The sequence below is a fragment of the Xanthomonas sp. NCPPB 3583 genome (assembly GCF_041475715.2).
GTDB lineage: Bacteria > Pseudomonadota > Gammaproteobacteria > Xanthomonadales > Xanthomonadaceae > Xanthomonas > Xanthomonas euvesicatoria.
The window spans coordinates 4,579,914-4,599,147 of record NZ_CM191263.1 but is presented as its reverse complement, the minus strand read 5'-3'; the positions used below and the strand labels follow the sequence as shown (position 1 = coordinate 4,599,147).

Sequence of the window (19,234 nt, the reverse complement as noted above, 5' to 3'; positions counted from 1 at the left end):
TCAGTGCGCATGCAGTGCATGGCACCGCACACGGTCGACACTCCGTGCGAGCAATCAGCGGCTTTTAAGCAGAAAACGCCGATCCAGCGGCTGCAGCGGGCGCGCATTGAACGGGTACACGCGTTCGAACGCGTTGATCTGTGCCTCCGACACCTGCACCGGCTGGCTGAGCACCACCCAGTCCACCGTTTCGCTGCACGGCGGCGTGGTCAGCGAGCCTTCGTAGCGATAGAAGCTGCGTTGATTGCTCGGCGGAAGAAACGCCTCGGCACTCACCGTTGCGTTGGCGACCTGCCGGGTCTGGTCCTTGTCCTTGGGCATGGCGTCGAGCACCCGCTGGAACGCCGGGTTGGCCTTGCCGGTTTCGAAGAAGATCGCCAGCACGCCCAGCGTGCCGTCCGGGCCCTGGTGCACCAGATGCGCCTCCATCGGGAAACGCCGGCCGTTCAACAGGTGCTCGCTGGGGTGATGGAAGTGCAGTTGCAACGCTTGATACTGCTTGCCGCCGGTCGCCATGGTGCCGCCGTCGTGCAGATCCAGCTGGATGGAATGGCCGGTGTTGCGCACGACCAGCGGCACGGCGCTGTAGCTCAACAGCAGCGTGCCCAGGTTGGCGTCGATGGCGCCTTTCAGATCGATGGGGCTGTTCTGCTGGCCATTGCCGCACAGCGCATTTTCCTTGGCCAGCTCGGCCCAATGCTCGGCACCTTCCGGGCCGGTATAGCCCCATTCGTGCCCGCTGTGCGGCGCGGTCTCGTGCGCCTGCACCGGAGTGCTCTCGGGCAGTGCGGTTTGCGCCATGCCCACCGCGCCCCATCCGGCGGCGATGCACAGGCACAGCGGGCTGATGCGACGTAACAGAAGCGACCTTGAAACGGGCATGCACAAACTCCGGAAGGAAAACGCACTGCGTGGATGCGATGGCCGATGCCATCGCGTAAGAGCAACGCATCGGGCGCTGCGGGAAGCGGACTGTAGCAATGAACTGTGACGGTCAGCACGGCGCGGCGACAGGCGGTTGCGCGGCGCCATCTCGGCGGTGCATCGGCACCTGGCAACCCGCCTGCCCGGCACGCATTGGCGTATCGCCGCGCGAGCGTCCCAGCCTTTCCGCAACGCTGCGCAACCCCCCTGCGCCGGCACGCCACAGGGCGCTTCCCGGAGGGTTGGCCGCCAGCGGCACGCAGCGGGCGCCGTGCCGCTGGCCTTGGCGGCAGTCAAGCCGGCCACGCAGCACCCGCTCCGCACCGCTGCCCGCCAACGCATCTCGTCTCAACGTGCATAACGCGCTTTAAGCGGCCTGCGCGCAGGGCATTGACCAAGCCGACTCAGGCGCGCAGACTGCGCCGCGCCATCGCCCGGATCACCGGTCGGTACGCACCTTTGGAGCCCTTCCCCATGTCCAGCGACAGTCACCCTAGACCCGGGTCGATGACCCAGCTGGCGCGCGCCTGAGGCCCAGGTTTCGCCGGCTGTCATCGACGACGGTCGTCACCAGGCGAACCACCATGTACGACCAAACCCTGCGCCTTGCCGAAGGCGTCGATGCACTGACCGCACCCCTGGCCGAACTCAACACGGCCGATGCGGTGGAATATCTCAACACCCTCGACCGCGACGACGCGGCGCAGGTGCTGGCCGCATTGCCTTTGCTGCGCGCGGTGAAATTGCTCGAACAGCCGGAGTTGCGCGATGCCAGCATGCTGGTGGCGTCGCTGCCGGCCGAGCAGGCCGCCACGCTGCTTGGCCAGATGGCCGACGACCGCGCCACCGATATCTTCCATGGCCTGGATGCCGAGCAGCGCCAGCCGCTGCTGTGGCTGCTCAGTGCCGAGGCGCGGCTGTCGATCCAGGCGCTGATGCGCTACCCGCCCAACACCGCCGGCGCGCTGATGACCACCGAGTTCGTGGCCGTGCCGTCGGACTGGACGGTGGGCCGCACCCTGCAGCACATCCGCGAAGTGGAGCGCAGCCGCGAGACCGTCTACGCGATTTATCTGCTCGACCCGCACACCCGCGTGCTGCAGCAGGTGGTGACCATGCGCCGCCTGATCACCGGCGCGTCGGAGGCGCCGATCCTGGACGTGGCGCAGGTCAATCCCCCGGTCACCGTGGACCCGGCACTGGACCAGGAAGAAGTGGCACGGCTGATCCGTCGCCACGACCTGCTGGCGATCCCGGTGGTGGATGCGCGCGGCCACGTGCTCGGCATCGTCACCGTGGACGATGTGCTCGATGCGCTCATCGCCGAATCCACCGAAGACGTGCACAAGTTCGGCGGCATGGAAGCGCTGGACAAGCCGTACATGCAGATTGGCTTCGGCCAGATGATCAAGAAACGCGCCGGCTGGCTGAGCGTGCTGTTTCTGGGCGAAATGCTCACCGCCAGCGCGATGCAGCACTTCGAGGACGAGCTGTCCAAGGCGGTGGTGCTGACCTTGTTCATCCCGCTGATCATGAGCTCGGGCGGCAATTCCGGCTCGCAGGCCACCTCGCTGCTGATCCGCTCGCTGGCGCTGCGCGAAATCCGCCTGCGCGACTGGTGGAAAGTGGCGCTGCGCGAACTGCCCACCGGCCTGACCCTGGGCGCGATCCTGGGCGTGCTGGCGATCGTGCGCATCACCATCTGGCAGACCGCCGGCCTGTACGACTATGGCCCGCACTGGCAGATGGTGGCGCTGACCATCGGCGCGGCGCTGATCGGCATCGTCACCTTCGGTTCGCTGTCCGGCTCGATGCTGCCGTTCGTGTTGCAACGCTTCGGCTTCGACCCGGCCAGCGCCTCGGCGCCCTTCGTCGCCACGCTGGTGGATGTCACTGGCCTGGTGATCTATTTCAGCATCGCCGCGCTGATCTTGAGCGGCACGCTGTTGTAGAGGCCTCGCGCTCGGGTAATCACGGATGCATGCACGTGCGCATGCATCCGTCACCCCATGCCCTGAAACGCCAGTGCGTGTACCGTAGCGCGATGGCATTCGCGTCCCCCGTCCGATGAGTACGTACCACCTGCAGCAGGTCTTTCGTCCCAGCACCGTCGCGGTGGTGGGCGGCAGCCCGCGCGAGCGCTCGGCCGGGCGGGCGGTGGTGCGCAACCTGCGCGCGGCCGGGTTTCCCGGCCGGATCGGTTGGGTGAGCCCGCGCTATAGCGAGATCGATGGCGTGCGCACGGTGGCGCGGTTGACCGATCTGCCGTGGGTACCGGACCTGGTGGTGATTACAGCGCCGGCGCGCATCGTGCCGCGCATCGTCTCCATCGCCGCGCGGCGTGGTGTGGCGGCCGCCATCATCCTCACCGCCGGCCTGGGCAGCGGCCCCGGCTCGCCGGCCGCGCGCATGGAGTCGGCCGCGCGCGCCAAGGGCATGCGCATCCTCGGCCCACACTGCCTGGGCGTGATCGCCCCGCATGCGCGGCTCAATGCCAGCATCGCCGCGCATTGCCCGCAGGCCGGCGACCTGGCGTTGATTTCCGAATCCAGCGCCATTGCCGCCGCGCTGGTGGAGTGGGGTGTGGCGCGCTCGGTCGGGTTTTCGGCGGTGGTGTCGCTGGGCGATACGCTGGACGTGGATTTCGGCGATCTGCTCGACTACTTCGCCACCGACTACCGCACTCGCGCGATCCTGCTGTACGTCGAACGCATCGGCGATGCGCGCAAGTTCATGTCGGCCGCACGTGCCGCCGCGCGCGCCAAGCCCGTCGTGGTGGTCAAATCCGGCCGCCAGTACCGCATCAATCCCAATGCCGACACCCACGCGCAGGCGCTGGCCGGTTCGGACGCGGTGTACGGCGCGGCGTTCGCACGCGCCGGGCTGTTGCGGGTGGGCGCGCTGGACGAGCTGTTCGCCGCCGCCGAAACGCTGGGCCGGCTCGGCAGTTTCCCGGGCCGGCGCCTGGCCATTTTGAGCAACGGCGGCGGGGTGGGGCAGCTGGCGGTGGACCAGCTGGTGTTGCGTGGCGGCACCCTGGCCGAGTTGTCGCCCAAGACGCTGGAAAAACTCGATCAATCGCTGCCGGAAGGCTGGTCGCGCAGCAACCCGGTCGACATCATTGTCGACGCCGACGGCGCGCGCTATGCCGCAGCGATCGAAGCGCTGCTGGACGATCCGGAAAACGACGCGCTGCTGGTGGTCAATGTGCCCACCGCGTTCACCTCCTCGGCCGATGCGGCCAAGGCGTTGACCCGCGCGCTGGACCAGCGCAACCGCTACCAGCGCGACAAACCGGTGTTTGCGGTGTGGCTGGGCCAGGACGATGCGGCGATCGCCGCGCTCAACGCCGCACGCGTGCCCACCTATGCCACCGAATCGGATGCGGTGCGTGGCTTCACCCACCTGGTGCGCTACCGCGAGGCGCAGGCGGCGCTGATGGAAACCCCGCCCAGCCTGCCGGAAGACTTCGTCGTGGATGCCGGCATCGCGCGCACGCTGGTGGAAGAGGCGCTGGCGGCCGGCCGGCGCTGGCTGGACCCGGTCGCCACCAACCGCCTGCTGGCCGCCTACGGCATCCCGGTCGTACCGCTGCAGGTGGCCGCCAGCGCCAACGAGGCCGCATTGCTGGCCGACCCGTTGCTGGCCGTCGGCCGCACCGTGACATTGAAAGTGTTGTCCAGCGAGATCGCGCATAAGTCCGACGTGGATGGCGTGCGCCTGAACCTGTCCAGCGTGGCGGCGGTGCGCGAAGCGGCCACCGGCATCCTGGCGCGTGCGCGCGCCGCGCATCCCCATGCAGTGATCGAAGGGGTGATCGTGCAGCCCACGGTGCTGCGGCCCAAGGCGCGCGAACTGATCGCCGGCATCGCCGACGACCCGGTGTTCGGCCCGGCGATCGTGTTCGGGCGCGGCGGCACCGCAGTGGAAGTCATCAACGACCGCGAGCTGGCCCTGCCGCCGCTGGATCTGCGCCTGGCCCACGAACTGATCGGCCGCACCCGCGTCTCGCGCATCCTCAAGGCCTACCGCGACGTGCCGGCCGCCGACGAGCGTGCGGTGGCGCTGGTGCTGGTCAAGCTGGCGCAGCTGGCCGCCGACATCCCCGAAATCACCGAGCTGGACATCAACCCGCTGCTGGCCGACCGCGATGGGGTGATTGCGCTGGACGCCCGCGTGGCGGTGGCGCCGGCGCGCAAGCTGCACAAGGGCCGCGGCCATCCGCGCTTTGCGATCTTCCCGTACCCCAAGGAATGGGAGCGCCAGATCGGCCTGGGCGATGGCACCCATGCGCTGGTGCGCCCGGTGCGCCCGGAAGACGACGCGCTGTTCCGCGCCTTCTTCGCCCGCGTCACCGACGAAGACCTGCGCCTGCGCTTCTTCCAGTCGGTCAAGCATTTCAGCCATGAATTCATTGCTCGGCTGACCCAGCTCGATTACGCCCGCTCCATCGCGCTGGTGGCCATCGACCCCAAGACCGGCGACATGCTCGGCGCGGTGCGCCTGCACGCCGATGCCGATTACCAGCGCGGCGAGTACGGCATCCTGATCCGCTCGGACCTCAAGGGCCATGGCATCGGCTGGCAGCTGATGCGCATCATGATCGAGTACGCGCGCTGGCTGGGCCTCAAACAGATCGAAGGCCAGGTGCTGCGCGAGAACCGCACCATGCTGGCGATGTGCCAGAGCCTGGGCTTTGGCGTGCGCCCGGATCCGGACGATGCGACCCTGATGGCGGTGACACTCCCTATAATGGGCGAGCCGCGCCCGGCCTGACGTTGCGTCACGCCGCGGTCCCCCATCCTCCACTGCACGCCGGGCTGCCAGGCCTCGATCTGGCCCATTGCTCCGGCTGTCGTCTCGGCCCGCCTGGGAGTGTCAATGTTTCGCGATTTCAGAATGTCGTTCGTGGTCACCGCCATCTGCCTGGGCCTGGCTGCGTGGTGGGGCCATACCTCATCGATGGGGATCTGGCAGGCGCTGTGGCTGTGCCTGGTGCTGAGCGTGCTGGAAGTGTCGTTGTCGTTCGACAACGCGGTGGTCAACGCCGGCGTGCTCAAGCACATGAACGCGTTCTGGCAGAAATTGTTTCTGACCGTGGGCATCCTGATCGCCGTGTTCGGCATGCGCCTGGTGTTCCCGATCGTGATCGTGTCGGTGGCCACCGGCATGGGCCTGGTGCCGGTGATGCAGATGGCGCTGAAGGAGCCGGACCGCTACAGCCAGGTGCTGACCGATAACTACCCTTCCATCGCCGCCTTCGGTGGCATGTTCCTGCTGCTGGTGTTCCTGAATTTCCTGTTCGACCAGGAACGCAAGCTGCACTGGCTGGGCCCGGTGGAGCGGCTGGTCGGCAAGCTGGGCAAGGCCGATGCGATGTCGGTGATCGTGGCGGTGTCGGTGCTGCTGGGCACCAAGCTGTTCCTGCCGGAGGCCATCTTCCAGAGCGTGCTGTTCGCAGGCCTGGGCGGCATCCTGCTGTATCTGCTGGTCGGCAGCGTGGATGCGTTGTTCGAGGCCGAAGAGAGCGAAGACGGCAGCATGGGCCCGGCCAAGCGTTCGGGCATCGCCGCGTTCCTGTATCTGGAAGTGCTGGATGCCTCGTTCTCGTTCGACGGTGTGATCGGCGCCTTCGCCATCACCCGCGACGTGGTGATCATCATGCTGGGCCTGGCGATCGGCGCGATGTTCGTGCGCTCGATGACCGTCTACCTGGTGCACAAGGGCACCCTGGACGAATTCGTGTTCCTGGAGCACGGCGCCCATTACGCCATCGGCGTGCTGGCGATCATCATGCTGGTGGGCACCGTCTACCACGTGCCGGAAGTGCTGACCGGCCTGATCGGCGTGGCCTTCATCGCCGCCTCGGTGTGGTCGTCGATCCGCTACCGCAAGCGCCACCATCTCGGGCCGACCGAGATCTGAGCGATCACCGGCGAGCTTGCGCGGTCGCTGAACGGCTGGTGGCGCGTGGGTCGCCCGGCGGGTAAAAAAACGCGACCGATAGCACGCCTGGTGTCGACGGCGGGTGAGTGCGGCGAGCGAATCAGGACCCTCCCGACTTGACCTGCGCAGTCGGATTCGTCCTCCCGCCGCGCGAGGCGACCGCTCGTCAGCGCAGCCCGTTGTGCCGCAAGGCTCGGCGCAATTTGGGCACATTTGGTGTTGACCCCCTGGGGGTACCCCACTATCTTGGGGTTCGGTGGTGACCGCCCCCAAGTGGCACCGATCAGACGAAGGCGATGCGCAAGTGCGACATTGCCTGCGGCTCCCATCTCAGCGACCTGTACGCGCCCCGGCATTGCCGCGGTCGCTTCCGGCCCGATGACGGCAGCGCGTTGCCACCGAACACCATCATGCGACAGCACACCGCGTGATGGCGGCCGTGGGAGTTGAGGGAAATTGGTGGGTGATGCCGCCGCAGGCCATGGCCTGCGCGCTGTGCGTCCTGTGTCGCCAGTGCACCCTGGACGCCGCTCGGTCGTTGCCTGCTCCGGCAGGTTCGTGTGCCTACGCATGGAGGACGCATGACCACCAACGACACCCTTTCCGCGATCGCCGCCGGTACCGCAACACCCACCAGCGTTCCCGCCAGCGTTGCCGCGCCCGCCTGCGGCGCGCCGGAATTGACCGACCCGTCGGACATCGTGCCGCCTCCCCGCCAAGCCATTGCAATGCACGCACAGACCATCGAAGAACAAAACGTCTCCACCTGGATCACGAAAGAAGCGGGCAATCGCAAGATTCCGTTCGAGCCGGAGCGCCTGAATCGCGCCATCGACCAGATCCATGCCGAGTTCCCGCAGCTGGACGTGGCCGATTACAAGCGCTCGGTGTTCGGGTTTGTCGAGCGCAAGGACAGCGTCAACGCCGACGACCTGGTCGACCACCTGATCCGCGAGGCCGAAGCCCGCGTCGACCTGACCACCCCGGAGTGGGAGCATTTCGCTGCGCGTCTGTATCTGCGCCGCCTGTACAAGCGCGCCAGCCGCAACCGTTTCTACGACGCCAGCCAGAAGTACGGCTCGTTCGTCGGCCTGCAGGAGAGCCTGGCCGACCGCAATGTCTATTCCAACGACATCCTGCGCCGCTATTCCAAGGACGAGCTGATCGAAGCCGGCAAGATGATCGAGCCCGAGCGCGACAAGCTGTTCGCCTACAACGGCCTGTACCTGCTGGCCACGCGTTACCTGGCCACCGATAGCTCGCGCGGTGTGTTCGAACTGCCGCAGGAGCGTTGGCTGACGATCGCGCTGTACCTGATGCAGGACGAGATCGGCACCGGCAAGGGCAGCCGCGAGCGCCGCATGCAGCTGGTGGGCGAGGCCTACTGGGCGCTGTCCAACCTGTACATGACGGTGGCAACCCCGACCCTGGCCAATGCCGGCAAGGTCGGCGGCCAGCTGTCGAGCTGCTTCATCGACACCGTCGACGACAGCCTGCAGGGCATCTACGACTCCAATACCGACGTGGCGCGCGTGTCCAAGCACGGCGGCGGCGTGGGCGCCTACCTGGGCTATGTGCGTTCGTCAGGTTCGGCGATCCGCGGCGTGTCCAACTCGTCCGGCGGCGTGGTGCCGTGGATCAAGCAGCTCAACAACACCGCCGTGTCGGTGGACCAGCTGGGCCAGCGCAAGGGCGCCATCGCGGTCTACCTGGACATCTTCCACCGCGACATCGAAGCGTTCCTGGACCTGCGCCTGAACAACGGCGACCAGCGCCTGCGCGCGCACGACGTGTTCACCTCGGTGTGCATCCCCGACCTGTTCATGGAAGCGGTCGAGCGCCGCGGCGACTGGTACCTGTTCGACCCGCACGAAGTGAAGCGGATCAAGGGTTGGTACCTGCAGGACTTCTATGACGAGAAGAAGGGCGACGCCAACGGCAGCTTCCGTCGCAAGTACGAAGAAGTCGTCGCCGACGAGCGCATCACGCGCAAGACCGTCAAGGCGATCGAGATCTTCAAGCGCATCATGGTCAGCCAGCTGGAAACCGGCAACCCGTTCATGTTCTATCGCGATGAAGTCAATCGCAAGAACCCGAACAAGCACGAGGGCATGGTCTATTCGTCCAACCTGTGCACCGAGATCCTGCAGAACATGAGCCCGACGCGGATGATGCAGGAGATCATCAGCGGCAATCAGATCGTCACCACCAAGAAGGCGGGCGATTTCGTCGTGTGCAACCTGTCCTCGATCAACCTGGGCCGCGCGATCACCGTGCAGGCCGACCAGGCCGATCTGCTGGGCGCCGACGTGCTGGAGCGGCTGATCCCGATCCAGGTGCGCATGCTCGACAACGTGATCGATCTGAACCAGTTGCCGGTGCCGCAGGCCACCATCACCAACCAGAAGTACCGCGCGATCGGTCTTGGCACCTTCGGTTGGCATCATCTGCTGGCGCAGAAGTCCATCCACTGGAATGCCAAGGAAGCCGAGGACTACAGCGACGAGCTGTACGAGCGCATCAACTACCTGACCATCCAGGCGAGCATGGAGCTGGCCAAGGAAAAGGGCACCTACAGCGTGTTCCGCGGCAGCGACTGGCACAACGGCGAGTACTTCCGTGCACGCGACTACAACAGTCCGCAGTGGCTGGAGCTGTCGGCGCAGGTGGCGGTCAATGGCGTGCGCAATGCCTGGATGCTGGCGGTGGCGCCGAACATGAGCACCGCGCAGATCGCCGGTTCCACCGCCTCGATCGACCCGATCTACAGCGCGTTCTACTACGAAGAAAAGAAGGACTTCCGTCGCCCGGTGGCCGCGCCCGGCCTGTCGCTGGAGACCTGGCCGTACTACGAAAAGGGTGCCTACAAGGTCGACCAGTTCGCCAGCGTGCGCCAGAACGCGCGCCGCCAGCGGCATGTGGACCAATCGATCAGCTTCAACTTCTACGTGCCCAGCACCATCCGTGCGAGCACGCTGCTGGACCTGCACATGACCGCCTGGCGCGAAGGGTTGAAGACCACGTACTACGTGCGCTCCAACGATATCGACATCAGTGAGTGCGAGTGGTGCAGTAGCTAAGCGCATTCGCGCTTCGCTTCCACGGTTCGCGTTGCGAACCGTGGACCCTGCTTCACCAGCTCCCACACCCCGCGCCTTTGGCGCGCCCCCTGACTCAGGGGGCTTTCCTCCAGATTGATTTGTTGCGCCGCCGTTTTTGTTTGTACGCGCGGCGCCTGAAACACGAGTAGAAACCCATGTCCGCAACACCGCTCGACCGCATCAAGATCCTTGAGCCGCGCAACCCGAACCGTTCGACCGGCATCATCAACGGCCAGACCTCGGGCATCCTCAACTGGAACGATATTCCGTACCCGTCCTTCTATCGGGCCTACAAGGAGCTGTCGACCAACTTCTGGATCCCCGACGAGGTGGACATGAAGGGCGATGCGCGCCAGTACAACGAGCTGTCGGCGCGCGAAAAGAACGCCTACGACTCGATCATCGGCTTGCTGGCCACGCTGGATTCGCCGCAGACGCGCTTCATCTACAACGTCGCCGAATACATCACCGACCCGGCCGCGCATGCCAATGCCGCGATCATCGGCCAGCAGGAAGTGATCCATAACGAGAGCTACAGCTACGTGCTGGCCTCGATCACCGGCCTGGCCGACCAGAACCGCGTGTTCGAAATCGCGCGCACGCACCCGACCATCATCAAGCGCAACGCGCCGATCATGGGCGCCTACGAAGACTTCATGCGCGAGAAGACGGCCGAAACGCTGATCCGTTCGCTGATCCAGTCCTCGATCCTGGAAGGCATCAACTTCTATTCCGGCTTTGCGTATTTCTACAATCTGGTCCGCCAGAACCGCATGACCGGCACCGGCAAGATCATCAGCTTCATCAACCGCGACGAACTGGCGCATTCGAAGTTCATCAGCGAGCTGATCCGCGCCATCATCGGCGAGAACCAGGCGCTGCAGGGCGACGAGCTTACCGACTACGTGCACAAGGCCTTCGAGCACGCGATCGACCTGGAAACCCAGTGGACCGCCGAAGTGCTGGACGGCATCGACGGCATCGACGTGGACGAGATGATCCGCTACGTGAAGTACCGCGCCAACAAGATGGCCGGCATGCTCGGCATCGAGAAGCTGTACGAAGGCGCTAACGACAACGTGATGCCGTGGATCAAGGCCTACGCCGACAACTTCACCGAAACCAAGACCGACTTCTTCGAGATGCGCAATGCCTCGTACAAGAAGACCAATTCGGATAACGGCTTCGACGACTTGTAAAGCGCTGCAAAAAAGAACCCGCCACTGTGGGCGGGTTCTAGATTGATCTTTTACAACTTAGTTGATTCAGATCAAACGAGTGGCTGTGTGCGCGCTAACGCACAGTAGCCACTCGATGCCCGGGATAGACGGATGCTAGAGGCGATCCGCACTACACCAGATTTGGAGCTTCGTCAACAATTGCACTCGCTGACAACGAGCATCCTACAGAGAGTTGGCCGCTAGGCCTAGTGCCGCCGGTCGCATTCCGTAGGATAGCCAGATCCATTTCCACCGGTTCATTGCGCCTCTTTTGATCAAGAGGTCAACATGAAAACTCTCTTCAAGAGTGTGTTCGTGCATTCGTACACCAGGTTCCGAAATGGACGCCTGGAGAATGTGTGTCAACACTTTCGTTCACTGCCTAGCCATTAATTTGCAGGCGTGATCTCTGGGGAAATGGGAAGGGCGCCGGTGTGCCGGCGCCCTAACTGAGTGAAATGTTGGCATGGAACTAAGATGCTACTTATAGATATCAATCAGGGCTCTGCGACGTTCAAGACGCGAGCTGCAATCTCATGAATACGTCACATGAAAATCCTTCTTGCGGTTGCATCGCTTAGCGGCAACACGCGCGATGTTGCGCGGATGATTCGTGCTCGCTGTGTAGAGCATGGCTTGTCATTGGATTGGATTGAAACCGATATGCAGACTCTGGCGAACGCATCGCTGACGCTAGATCAGTATGACTTGTTCATGCTTGGCACTTGGACGGCCAACGGAGGGCGTACGCCTGCCGAAATGAAACGTTTCATCGTCGATTTGGTGGAGATGATCGGGAAGCCACCACGCGTAGCCGTGTTCGGCACCGGCGAAACACAGTGGGGTGAGGAGTACTATTGCGGTGCCGTACACCGCATCGCACAGTTCTTCTCCAGTCCCTTTGCGCGCTTGACCATCGAGCAGATGCCCCACGGTGCAACGGATGCGCAGATCATCTCTACCTGGACCGATCAAGTCCTGGCCCAATGCCAACACAATTGACACGATGCAGACCATTACAGTCACCTCGCCTGAACACTACATTGCCGCGCTGGCCGAGCACCCGCGCGCGCTCGTGGATTTTTATAAGGACGACTGTCCTGGATGTCGGATGCTCGATATGTCTCTGGAGAGGTTCGCGAAGAGCGATGCCGCAGGCGGCTTAGCGTTGTTAAAGGTCAAGCTTGAAGTATTAGGGCATGATTTTTTCCGCGAGCTGGGCCTGCGCCAGACGCCGACCCTGGCGCTCTACCGCGACGGCAGTGAAGTGGCGCGTCTGCCCGGCTTTCAGTCGCCGGCGCAGGTGGAAGCGGCGGTCCGCAGCGGCCTGTGATGGCGACGGGCGCCCGGTCGATGCGAGGCGCCCTGCGATGAACACCACGATTACCATCGTCGCCTGGAGCTTCCTGCTGGCGGGGTTGGGCTTGTTGACCGGTGCGGCGCTGCTGCCGGATCAGGCGCGCTGGATCTTGTTGCTGCTGGGCGTGACGTTCGGCGGCGTGGGTGGTGGCATCCTCGGCTATCGCGTCTGGCATGCGCGCCGTGCTGCGTGGTTGCGCCGGCATGGCACGGTGGTGGAGGCGCGTTTTGTGTGCGTTGAACGCAATGCGTCTTTGCAGGTTAACGGCGTGCACCCGTTCCGTATCCTGGCCCATCGCCACGACCGCACGCACGACACCTTGACCGAGTATCGCAGCGATAATCTGTGGGTCGATCCGCAGCCGTTTATGGCCGATGGACAACTGCTGCGGGTGTTCGTCGATCCGCAGCGGCCATTGCGCTACCACCTGGACCTGAGCTTCCTGCCGACGCTGCGCAGATGATCGGGCTGGCTTTCCTTCCTTCTTACGGCACTTCTTCATGACCAGTTCCACGCCCGTTGCACCGACCGAAGCCCGCATGGCCGAGATCGTGTTTCCCAATCACACCAACCATCTGGGCACGCTGTTCGGTGGGCAGGCGCTGGCGTGGATGGACAAGGCCGCGTTCCTGGCCGCCTCGCGCTATGCGCGCCGCACCGTGGTGACGGCGCGTTCGGATCAGGTGGATTTCAAGCTGCCGATCCGCCAGGGCCAGATGGTGGAAACCATCGCCCGCGTGGTGTTGGTGGGGCGTAGCTCGATCACGGTGGAAGTGGAACTGATCGCCGAAGACCTGCTCAGCGGCGCGCGCGAGCTGTGCACGCGCGGGCAGTTCGTGATGATCGCGCTTGATGCCGATGGCAAGCCGACTGCGGTGCCGCCGCTGCCGGCAGCCGACTAAGAGCAGCGAATAAGACGACTGCGCTGCGCCATGTGAGCGCAGCCAGTGCTCGGTGCGGTAAGTATCACGTGCACTGCGGTTGCTGCGCTTCATCCACACCCGCCTGACGACCGCTCGCGACGTGGTGTTCGCCGCCGTGAGCGCGCTTACTCCTGCACTTCGCGGTCTTCGCGCTTGGTTTCTTCCATCGCCTCCGGTTCCAGCTCTTCGGCGCTGCGATTGAGTTTGACGAACACACCCCAGGCGATCAGCAGCAGTGCCGCGCAGGAGCCAACGGCAGCCGCGTAAGGCAGCTTGGCCGGGTCGGCATGCATCAGTTCGAAGATCGACACCAGCGTTTCGATTGCCAGCGCGATCACGATGACCACGAAAAAGCGCGACAGATACCGCCGCACGCGCGTCGGGCCACTGACCTTGACGTCGCGCAGGATCTCTTCTTCGAAGATGGTCTGGCCCAGTTCGAGCGTGACCAGCGCCACCGTCAGCAGGCCGATGGCTTCGAGCACGACGTTGAAACGGTCGCGCACCACCATGTCGCCGCCGGGTGTGAAGCCGTGCCACAGCTCCAGCCCGGCCATCGTCACCAGGCCCGCCGCGCACAGCACGAAGAACGCCAGGATCACGAAATGACCGGCACGAAACAGGTGGCTGAGCGCTTTCATCAGGGGCGAAGTGGGCGATGGGAAGCAGAGCATCGTGTGCACTGCGTCGTTGCAGCGCGAAGGCTGCGCCAACCCGGCGCACCCTCATCCGGCGCGTTGCGCCACCTTCTCCCGCGAGCGGGAGAAGTGACGTCCCAGAGCAACGCGGTGGAATGGATATGCAGGCCTTTGGCCCATTGCCGTGTAGCGACCCGCATCCTTTGTCCGGCGCTCTTCCCCCGCCTGCGGGGAAGGTGCCCGAAGGGCGGATGGCGCAGACGGCTCACACGCGCAGGCGGCCCCAGTTGCCCGCCATGATCAACTATGCCGCAACACCTGATACGCCTGCAGGTGCACATTGGCCGCCATCAGCAGCGGCGCGTTGCGCCCGGTTTCGCGCACGCGCGCCAGCATGTCGCCGACGATCTGCGCCGCTTCCACGTCCTGGCCGGCTTCCAGGTCGCGCAGCATCGAGGCCTTGAGCGGCGAATCCACCTGCAGCAGCGTTTGCAACGCTTTGGCGCGTGCCGGCTCGGGAATCGATTGCCCGGCCGCATCGGCAGCCCACAGGCATTCGTTGTACAGGCCGTTGATCAACGCGCGGCCGTCGTCGGTGGCCACGATCGCGCCGACCGGCGCACGCATCAGGCACGTGGCCGCGGCCAGTGCGGTGAGGAAGCTGTACTTGTTCCACTGCTCCTGCGCGATCTGGGTGCTGGCCACGTGGTCGATGCTGGCCTGCGCGCAGGCGGCGGCAAATGCCTGCACCCGCGCCGAATGTGCGTCACCGCTACGCTCGCCGAAGGTGATCGCCGCCGGCTTGCCCAGGTGCACAATCTCGCCGTGCTCGCCCTTGGTCGCGCTGATGAAGCACAGCCCGCCCAACACACGCGCTGCACCGAAGCGCTCGTCCAGGGCCGCGTAATGGCGCAGCCCGTTGAGGATGGGCAACACCGTGGTGTGCTCGCCCACCGCCGGCGCAATCGCCTCGATCGCGCTGTCCAGGTCGTAGGCCTTGCAGCTCAAGATCACCAGATCGAACGGCCGCTGCGCCACCAATGCCGGCAAGTCCTGCGCGGTGACATGCGCCACCTGCAGATCGGCATCGCCCAGCGGGCTGCGGATGCGCAAGCCGTCGGCCTGCAGCTGCGCCGCACGCGCTTCGCGCACCAGGAAGGTGGCATCCACGCCGGCCTGCGCCAGACGTCCGCCGAAATACCCGCCGGTGCCGCCGGCGCCCAGGATCAGGATGCGCATGGCCATCAGCTCCGCAGCCCCACACCCCGCCGCAGCAACCACAGCGCCAACGCGCTGAGCACGGCGACAAAGCCCAGCATCAATGCGTAGGCGACCCAGATCGGCACGTCCGAGCTACCGAGCAGGCCGTAGCGGAACGCGTTGACCATGTAGAAGATCGGGTTGGCGTGGGTGGCCGCTTCGGCCCAGCCGGGCAGCAGTTTCACCGAGTAGAACACGCCACCCAGGTAGGTCAGCGGGGTCAGGATGAAGGTGGGCACGATCGCCACGTCGTCGAACTTCTTGGCGTAGACCGCGTTGACGAAGCCGGCCAGCGAGAAGATGGTCGCGCCCAGCAGCACCGTGGTCAGCGTGACCAATGGATGCGGGATCCGCACCGGGGTGAAGAACATCGCGATGATCAGCACGATCGCCCCGACCATCACCCCGCGCAGCACCGCGCCGGACACGTAGCCCCACAGGATCACCCAATTGGGCATCGGGCTCACCAGCAGTTCTTCGACGTGGCGGCCGAACTTGGCGCCGAAGAAGCTCGAAGAGATGTTGCCGTAGCTGTTCTGGATCACGCTCATCATCACCAGGCCCGGCACGATGAATTGCATGTAGCTGTAGCCGCCCATCTCGCCCACGCGCGAGCCGATCAGCCCGCCGAAGATCAAAAAGTACAGCGTCATGGTGATGGCCGGCGGCACCAGGGTCTGGCCCCAGATGCGCAGGATGCGCTGCACTTCGCGGCGCACGATGGTGCCCAGCGCAATCCAGTTGCGTTGGCGGGGTGTGGCGGGCGTGGCGGACATCGACGGCTCCGAAGGACTCATGGGTGGCCTGCCGGGCGCACGGGCGCCGTTGCGGCAGGAGCCGGGGCGGCGACGGTCTCGCCAGGCCCGGTCAGACGAACGAACAATTCTTCCAGCCGGTTGCTCTTGGTACGCATCGAGCGCACCCGGATACCGGCATCGCCCAGCGCGGCGAACACGCGGTTGAGGTCCATCGCGCGCGGCATGTCCAGATCCAGCGTGTGGCCGTCGATGGCGGTGAGCGTGGTGCCTTCGATCACCGGCAACTGCGTGGGCAGCTCACCGTCGATATCGAACAGGAAGCCTTCCACGTCGAGCTTGGCCAGCAGTTCGCGCATCGGCCCCTGGGTGACGATCTGGCCATGATTGATGATGGCCAGGTTGCGGCACAGGTGCTCGGCTTCTTCCAGGTAATGCGTGGTCAGGATGATCGTGGTGCCGGCGGCGTTGATGTCCTTGAGCACGCGCCACATGTCGCGGCGGATTTCGATATCCACACCGGCGGTGGGTTCATCCAGGATCAGCAGGCGCGGCTGGGTCATCATGGCGCGGGCAATCATCAGCCGGCGCTTCATGCCGCCGGAGAGCGTGCGGCTCATCACCTGGGCCTTCTCCCACAGGTGGGCGCGGCGTAGTTCCACTTCGGCCAGTGCTTGCGCCTGGCTGCGCGGCATGCCGTAAAAGCCGGCGTAATTGACCAGGATGTCGAACGGCTTTTCGAACAGGTTGAAGTTGATTTCCTGCGGCACCAGGCCGATCAGGCGCATCGCATCGCTGCGGTGGGCGACCAGGTCGGTGCCGAACACTTCCACCTGGCCGCCGGACAGGTTCACCAGCGAGCTGATGATGCCGATCAAGGTGGACTTGCCCGCCCCGTTGGGGCCGAGCAGGGCGAAGAAATCGCCTGGCGCCACGTCCAGCGAGACGCCCTTGAGCGCCTGGGTGCCGTTGTCGTAGGTCTTGCGCAGATCGCACACGCGCAGGGCGGGCGCACGGGGAGATGGGGAATTCAAGCCGGGTCCTTCGCGCCAGGGTGACGGCGCAGCGAGTTGCAGCCCGTTATTATAGAAGCCCGTTGGGGCTTGCCCCGATCACAGACTGTCCCAAATACGTTCGTGCCCGTTCAATTCCCCCTCAAGCTTGTCGACCGGCGCATGATTGCGCCCACCGTGGCCCACTGCCAGTTCGTCCGTGACGACGGCCAGCCGCTGGATTTCCAGCCCGGCCAGTTCATCCAGATCCATTTCGACTATGCCGATGGCACGCCGACCAAGCGCAGCTATTCGCTGGCGACCATCCACGATCATGCGCTGGGGCCGGGCGAGGCAGTGGAGATTGCGGTGAGCTTCGTGCCCGGCGGCTCGGCCACGGCCTTGTTCGAAGGCCTGGAGATTGGTGACCAGTTGCAGGCAAGCGGTCCCTACGGGCGCTTTTGCCTGCAGCCGGGCGATCACAACCAGCGTTACGTGCTGATCGCCACCGGCACCGGCGTCACCCCGTACCGCTCGATGCTGCCGCTGCTGGCCGAGGCAATCGCCACCCGCGGTGTGCAGGTGGTGTTGCTGCAGGGCGCACGCACCCCGACCGAGCTGCTGTACGGCGACGACTTCCGCGCGTTTGCCGATGCGCACCCGCAGTTCCGCTACGTGCCGTGCTTCTCGCGCGAAGTGCCCGCCCAGCCGCATGCCGATGTGCGGCACGGTTACGTGCAGCAGCACCTGGCCGAGTTCGCGCCCGATGCCGCGCACGACATCGCCTACCTGTGCGGCAACCCGGACATGGTGGACACCTGCCTGGACGCGCTCAAAGCCGCCGGCCTGCCGAGTGCGCAGATTCGCCGCGAGAAGTACGTCAGCTCCACGCCGCCCAAGGTCTGAGGTGGCATGCAGGCGGCGCATCGATGCCGCCTGTGTCTGCAGGCGTGCTGTGGCCTGTAGCGTGTGACGCCAAGTTGCTGCGGTTTTAGCCGGCAGCGTCTAGAAGCGCCGGGCGCTGCAGCTCCACCGTGACATGCACCAGTTCTTCATGGATCTGCAGTGCGCGGCGCACCAGCTCCGCATCGATATCGGCTGCAGTGACCAGGCTGACGACGCAGGCATAACGCTCGCTGCCGACCCGCCAGACATGCAGGTCGGCGATGTCGATCGCATGCCCAAGCTCGGCGATGACCTGTTTCACTTCGGCCACCACCGGCGCGTCCATCTCCGCATCCAGCAACACGCTGCCGGTGCTGCGCAGCAGCCCCCAGGCCCAGGCGGTGACCAGCACCGCGCCGACGATGCCCATGAGCGGGTCCAGCCAGGTCACGCCCCAGTGCATGCCGGCCACCAGTGCCACGATGGCGAGCACCGAGGTCGCGGCATCGGCCACCACGTGCAGATACGCCGCGCGCAGATTCAGATCGCTGTGCGCCTCCTGGCCATGACCATGACCCTCGTGCGTGTGCGCATGTCCGTGACTGTCATGCGCGTGCACGTGACCATGGTGATGACCGTGCGCATGCCCATGCGAGTCGCGCAACCACCATGCGCAGATCAGATTGACCAGCAGGCCGATCAGCGCAATCACGGTGGCCTCCTGATACTGGATGGGCTTGGGCGTGAACAAGCGTTCCACCGACTGGAATGCCATCAGCGCGGCAACCCCCAGCAACAGGACCGCGCTGGTGTAACCGCCCAGCACCTCCACCTTCCAGGTGCCGAAGGTGAAGCGCACATCGCCGGCATGCTGCCGCGCAAAGCGGTAGGCGAACAACGCCAGTCCCAGCGCCAACGCGTGCGAGCTCATATGCCAGCCGTCGGCGAGCAGGGCCATGGAATTGAGCGTCCAACCGCCCACGATCTCCACCGCCATCATGAGCACGGTCAGGATCACCGCCTTGCGGGTGCTGCGCTCGGCGATCGGGTTGGCGCTGGCAAAGGTATGCGACTGCGCGCAATGCGGCGCAGCGTGCGTGGTCGACATCGGCGGTAGCTCTGGCTAAGGTACCCCCAGAGGGTATCCTAAATAGAGGGTCGGCAGGGAATCGTTACGTACAGGGCCAAAAGCCACCTAAGCGATTGAAACGCAATGATAATCACCTTGTC

16 protein-coding genes are annotated in these 19,234 nt (G+C 65.0%); 10 read left to right on the top strand and 6 right to left on the bottom strand.

Annotated features, from left to right (window positions below; all coding sequences use genetic code 11):
- Positions 1–54 precede the first annotated feature (54 nt).
- The gene (locus ACCQ07_RS19825) at positions 55–882 is read right to left on the bottom strand and encodes a carbonic anhydrase (RefSeq protein WP_014091373.1); all 828 of its coding nucleotides are present in this window, start codon (positions 880–882) and stop codon (positions 55–57) included.
- Between the two features lie 626 nt (positions 883–1,508).
- Between ACCQ07_RS19825 and mgtE the strand changes: the two genes are divergently transcribed.
- From mgtE to ACCQ07_RS19780, 9 genes are all read left to right on the top strand, one after another.
- Positions 1,509–2,876: a magnesium transporter gene (gene mgtE / locus ACCQ07_RS19820; RefSeq protein ID WP_008575115.1), complete on the top strand. Its 1,368-nt coding sequence runs from the start codon at positions 1,509–1,511 to the stop codon at positions 2,874–2,876.
- A 115-nt stretch (positions 2,877–2,991) separates the two neighbouring features.
- A complete protein-coding gene (locus ACCQ07_RS19815) occupies positions 2,992–5,700 on the top strand; it encodes a bifunctional acetate--CoA ligase family protein/GNAT family N-acetyltransferase (RefSeq protein WP_078590409.1) in 2,709 nt (902 codons plus the stop codon).
- A 105-nt stretch (positions 5,701–5,805) separates the two neighbouring features.
- Positions 5,806–6,849: a DUF475 domain-containing protein gene (locus ACCQ07_RS19810; RefSeq protein ID WP_008575120.1), complete on the top strand. Its 1,044-nt coding sequence runs from the start codon at positions 5,806–5,808 to the stop codon at positions 6,847–6,849.
- A 602-nt stretch (positions 6,850–7,451) separates the two neighbouring features.
- The gene (locus ACCQ07_RS19805) at positions 7,452–9,950 is read left to right on the top strand and encodes a ribonucleoside-diphosphate reductase subunit alpha (RefSeq protein WP_008575121.1); all 2,499 of its coding nucleotides are present in this window, start codon (positions 7,452–7,454) and stop codon (positions 9,948–9,950) included.
- A gap of 176 nt (positions 9,951–10,126) precedes the next feature.
- The gene (locus ACCQ07_RS19800; RefSeq protein ID WP_005914812.1) at positions 10,127–11,170 is read left to right on the top strand and encodes a ribonucleotide-diphosphate reductase subunit beta; all 1,044 of its coding nucleotides are present in this window, start codon (positions 10,127–10,129) and stop codon (positions 11,168–11,170) included.
- Positions 11,171–11,740: 570 nt separating this feature from the next.
- Positions 11,741–12,193: a flavodoxin gene (locus ACCQ07_RS19795; RefSeq protein WP_008575123.1), complete on the top strand. Its 453-nt coding sequence runs from the start codon at positions 11,741–11,743 to the stop codon at positions 12,191–12,193.
- Positions 12,194–12,197: 4 nt separating this feature from the next.
- Positions 12,198–12,524, top strand: a complete 327-nt coding sequence (locus ACCQ07_RS19790; protein WP_008575126.1) for a thioredoxin family protein — start codon at positions 12,198–12,200, stop codon at positions 12,522–12,524.
- A gap of 37 nt (positions 12,525–12,561) precedes the next feature.
- The gene (locus ACCQ07_RS19785; protein ID WP_057681230.1) at positions 12,562–13,014 is read left to right on the top strand and encodes a hypothetical protein; all 453 of its coding nucleotides are present in this window, start codon (positions 12,562–12,564) and stop codon (positions 13,012–13,014) included.
- Positions 13,015–13,051: 37 nt separating this feature from the next.
- Positions 13,052–13,453 (top strand): acyl-CoA thioesterase, encoded by a 402-nt coding sequence (locus ACCQ07_RS19780; RefSeq protein WP_003487309.1) that lies wholly within the window; start codon positions 13,052–13,054, stop codon positions 13,451–13,453.
- A 146-nt stretch (positions 13,454–13,599) separates the two neighbouring features.
- Here ACCQ07_RS19780 and ACCQ07_RS19775 read toward each other — a convergent pair whose 3' ends face one another.
- The 4 genes from ACCQ07_RS19775 to ACCQ07_RS19760 all read right to left on the bottom strand — a co-directional run bounded on the left by ACCQ07_RS19775 (position 13,600) and on the right by ACCQ07_RS19760 (position 17,161).
- Entirely contained in the window at positions 13,600–14,115 is a 516-nt protein-coding gene (locus ACCQ07_RS19775) for a hypothetical protein (protein ID WP_029820668.1), read from the bottom strand.
- A 297-nt stretch (positions 14,116–14,412) separates the two neighbouring features.
- Positions 14,413–15,357 carry a 2-dehydropantoate 2-reductase gene (panE, locus tag ACCQ07_RS19770; RefSeq protein ID WP_031424732.1) on the bottom strand — a complete coding sequence of 315 codons (945 nt, stop codon included), beginning with the start codon at positions 15,355–15,357 and terminating at the stop codon, positions 14,413–14,415.
- A complete protein-coding gene (locus ACCQ07_RS19765) occupies positions 15,357–16,169 on the bottom strand; it encodes an ABC transporter permease (RefSeq protein ID WP_029820666.1) in 813 nt (270 codons plus the stop codon). Before ACCQ07_RS19765 ends, panE begins: the two co-directional genes overlap by 1 nt.
- Positions 16,166–17,161 (bottom strand): ABC transporter ATP-binding protein, encoded by a 996-nt coding sequence (locus ACCQ07_RS19760; protein WP_011348950.1) that lies wholly within the window; start codon positions 17,159–17,161, stop codon positions 16,166–16,168. The genes ACCQ07_RS19765 and ACCQ07_RS19760 overlap by 4 nt, the downstream gene beginning before the upstream one ends.
- Before the next feature lie 36 nt (positions 17,162–17,197).
- On the opposite strand from ACCQ07_RS19760, the gene ACCQ07_RS19755 reads away from it, so the two are divergent.
- Positions 17,198–18,025 (top strand): ferredoxin--NADP reductase, encoded by an 828-nt coding sequence (locus ACCQ07_RS19755; protein WP_031424729.1) that lies wholly within the window; start codon positions 17,198–17,200, stop codon positions 18,023–18,025.
- A gap of 85 nt (positions 18,026–18,110) precedes the next feature.
- Here the strand turns inward: ACCQ07_RS19755 and dmeF are convergent, their stop codons facing one another.
- The gene (dmeF, locus tag ACCQ07_RS19750) at positions 18,111–19,112 is read right to left on the bottom strand and encodes a CDF family Co(II)/Ni(II) efflux transporter DmeF (protein ID WP_008575143.1); all 1,002 of its coding nucleotides are present in this window, start codon (positions 19,110–19,112) and stop codon (positions 18,111–18,113) included.
- Positions 19,113–19,234 lie beyond the last annotated feature (122 nt).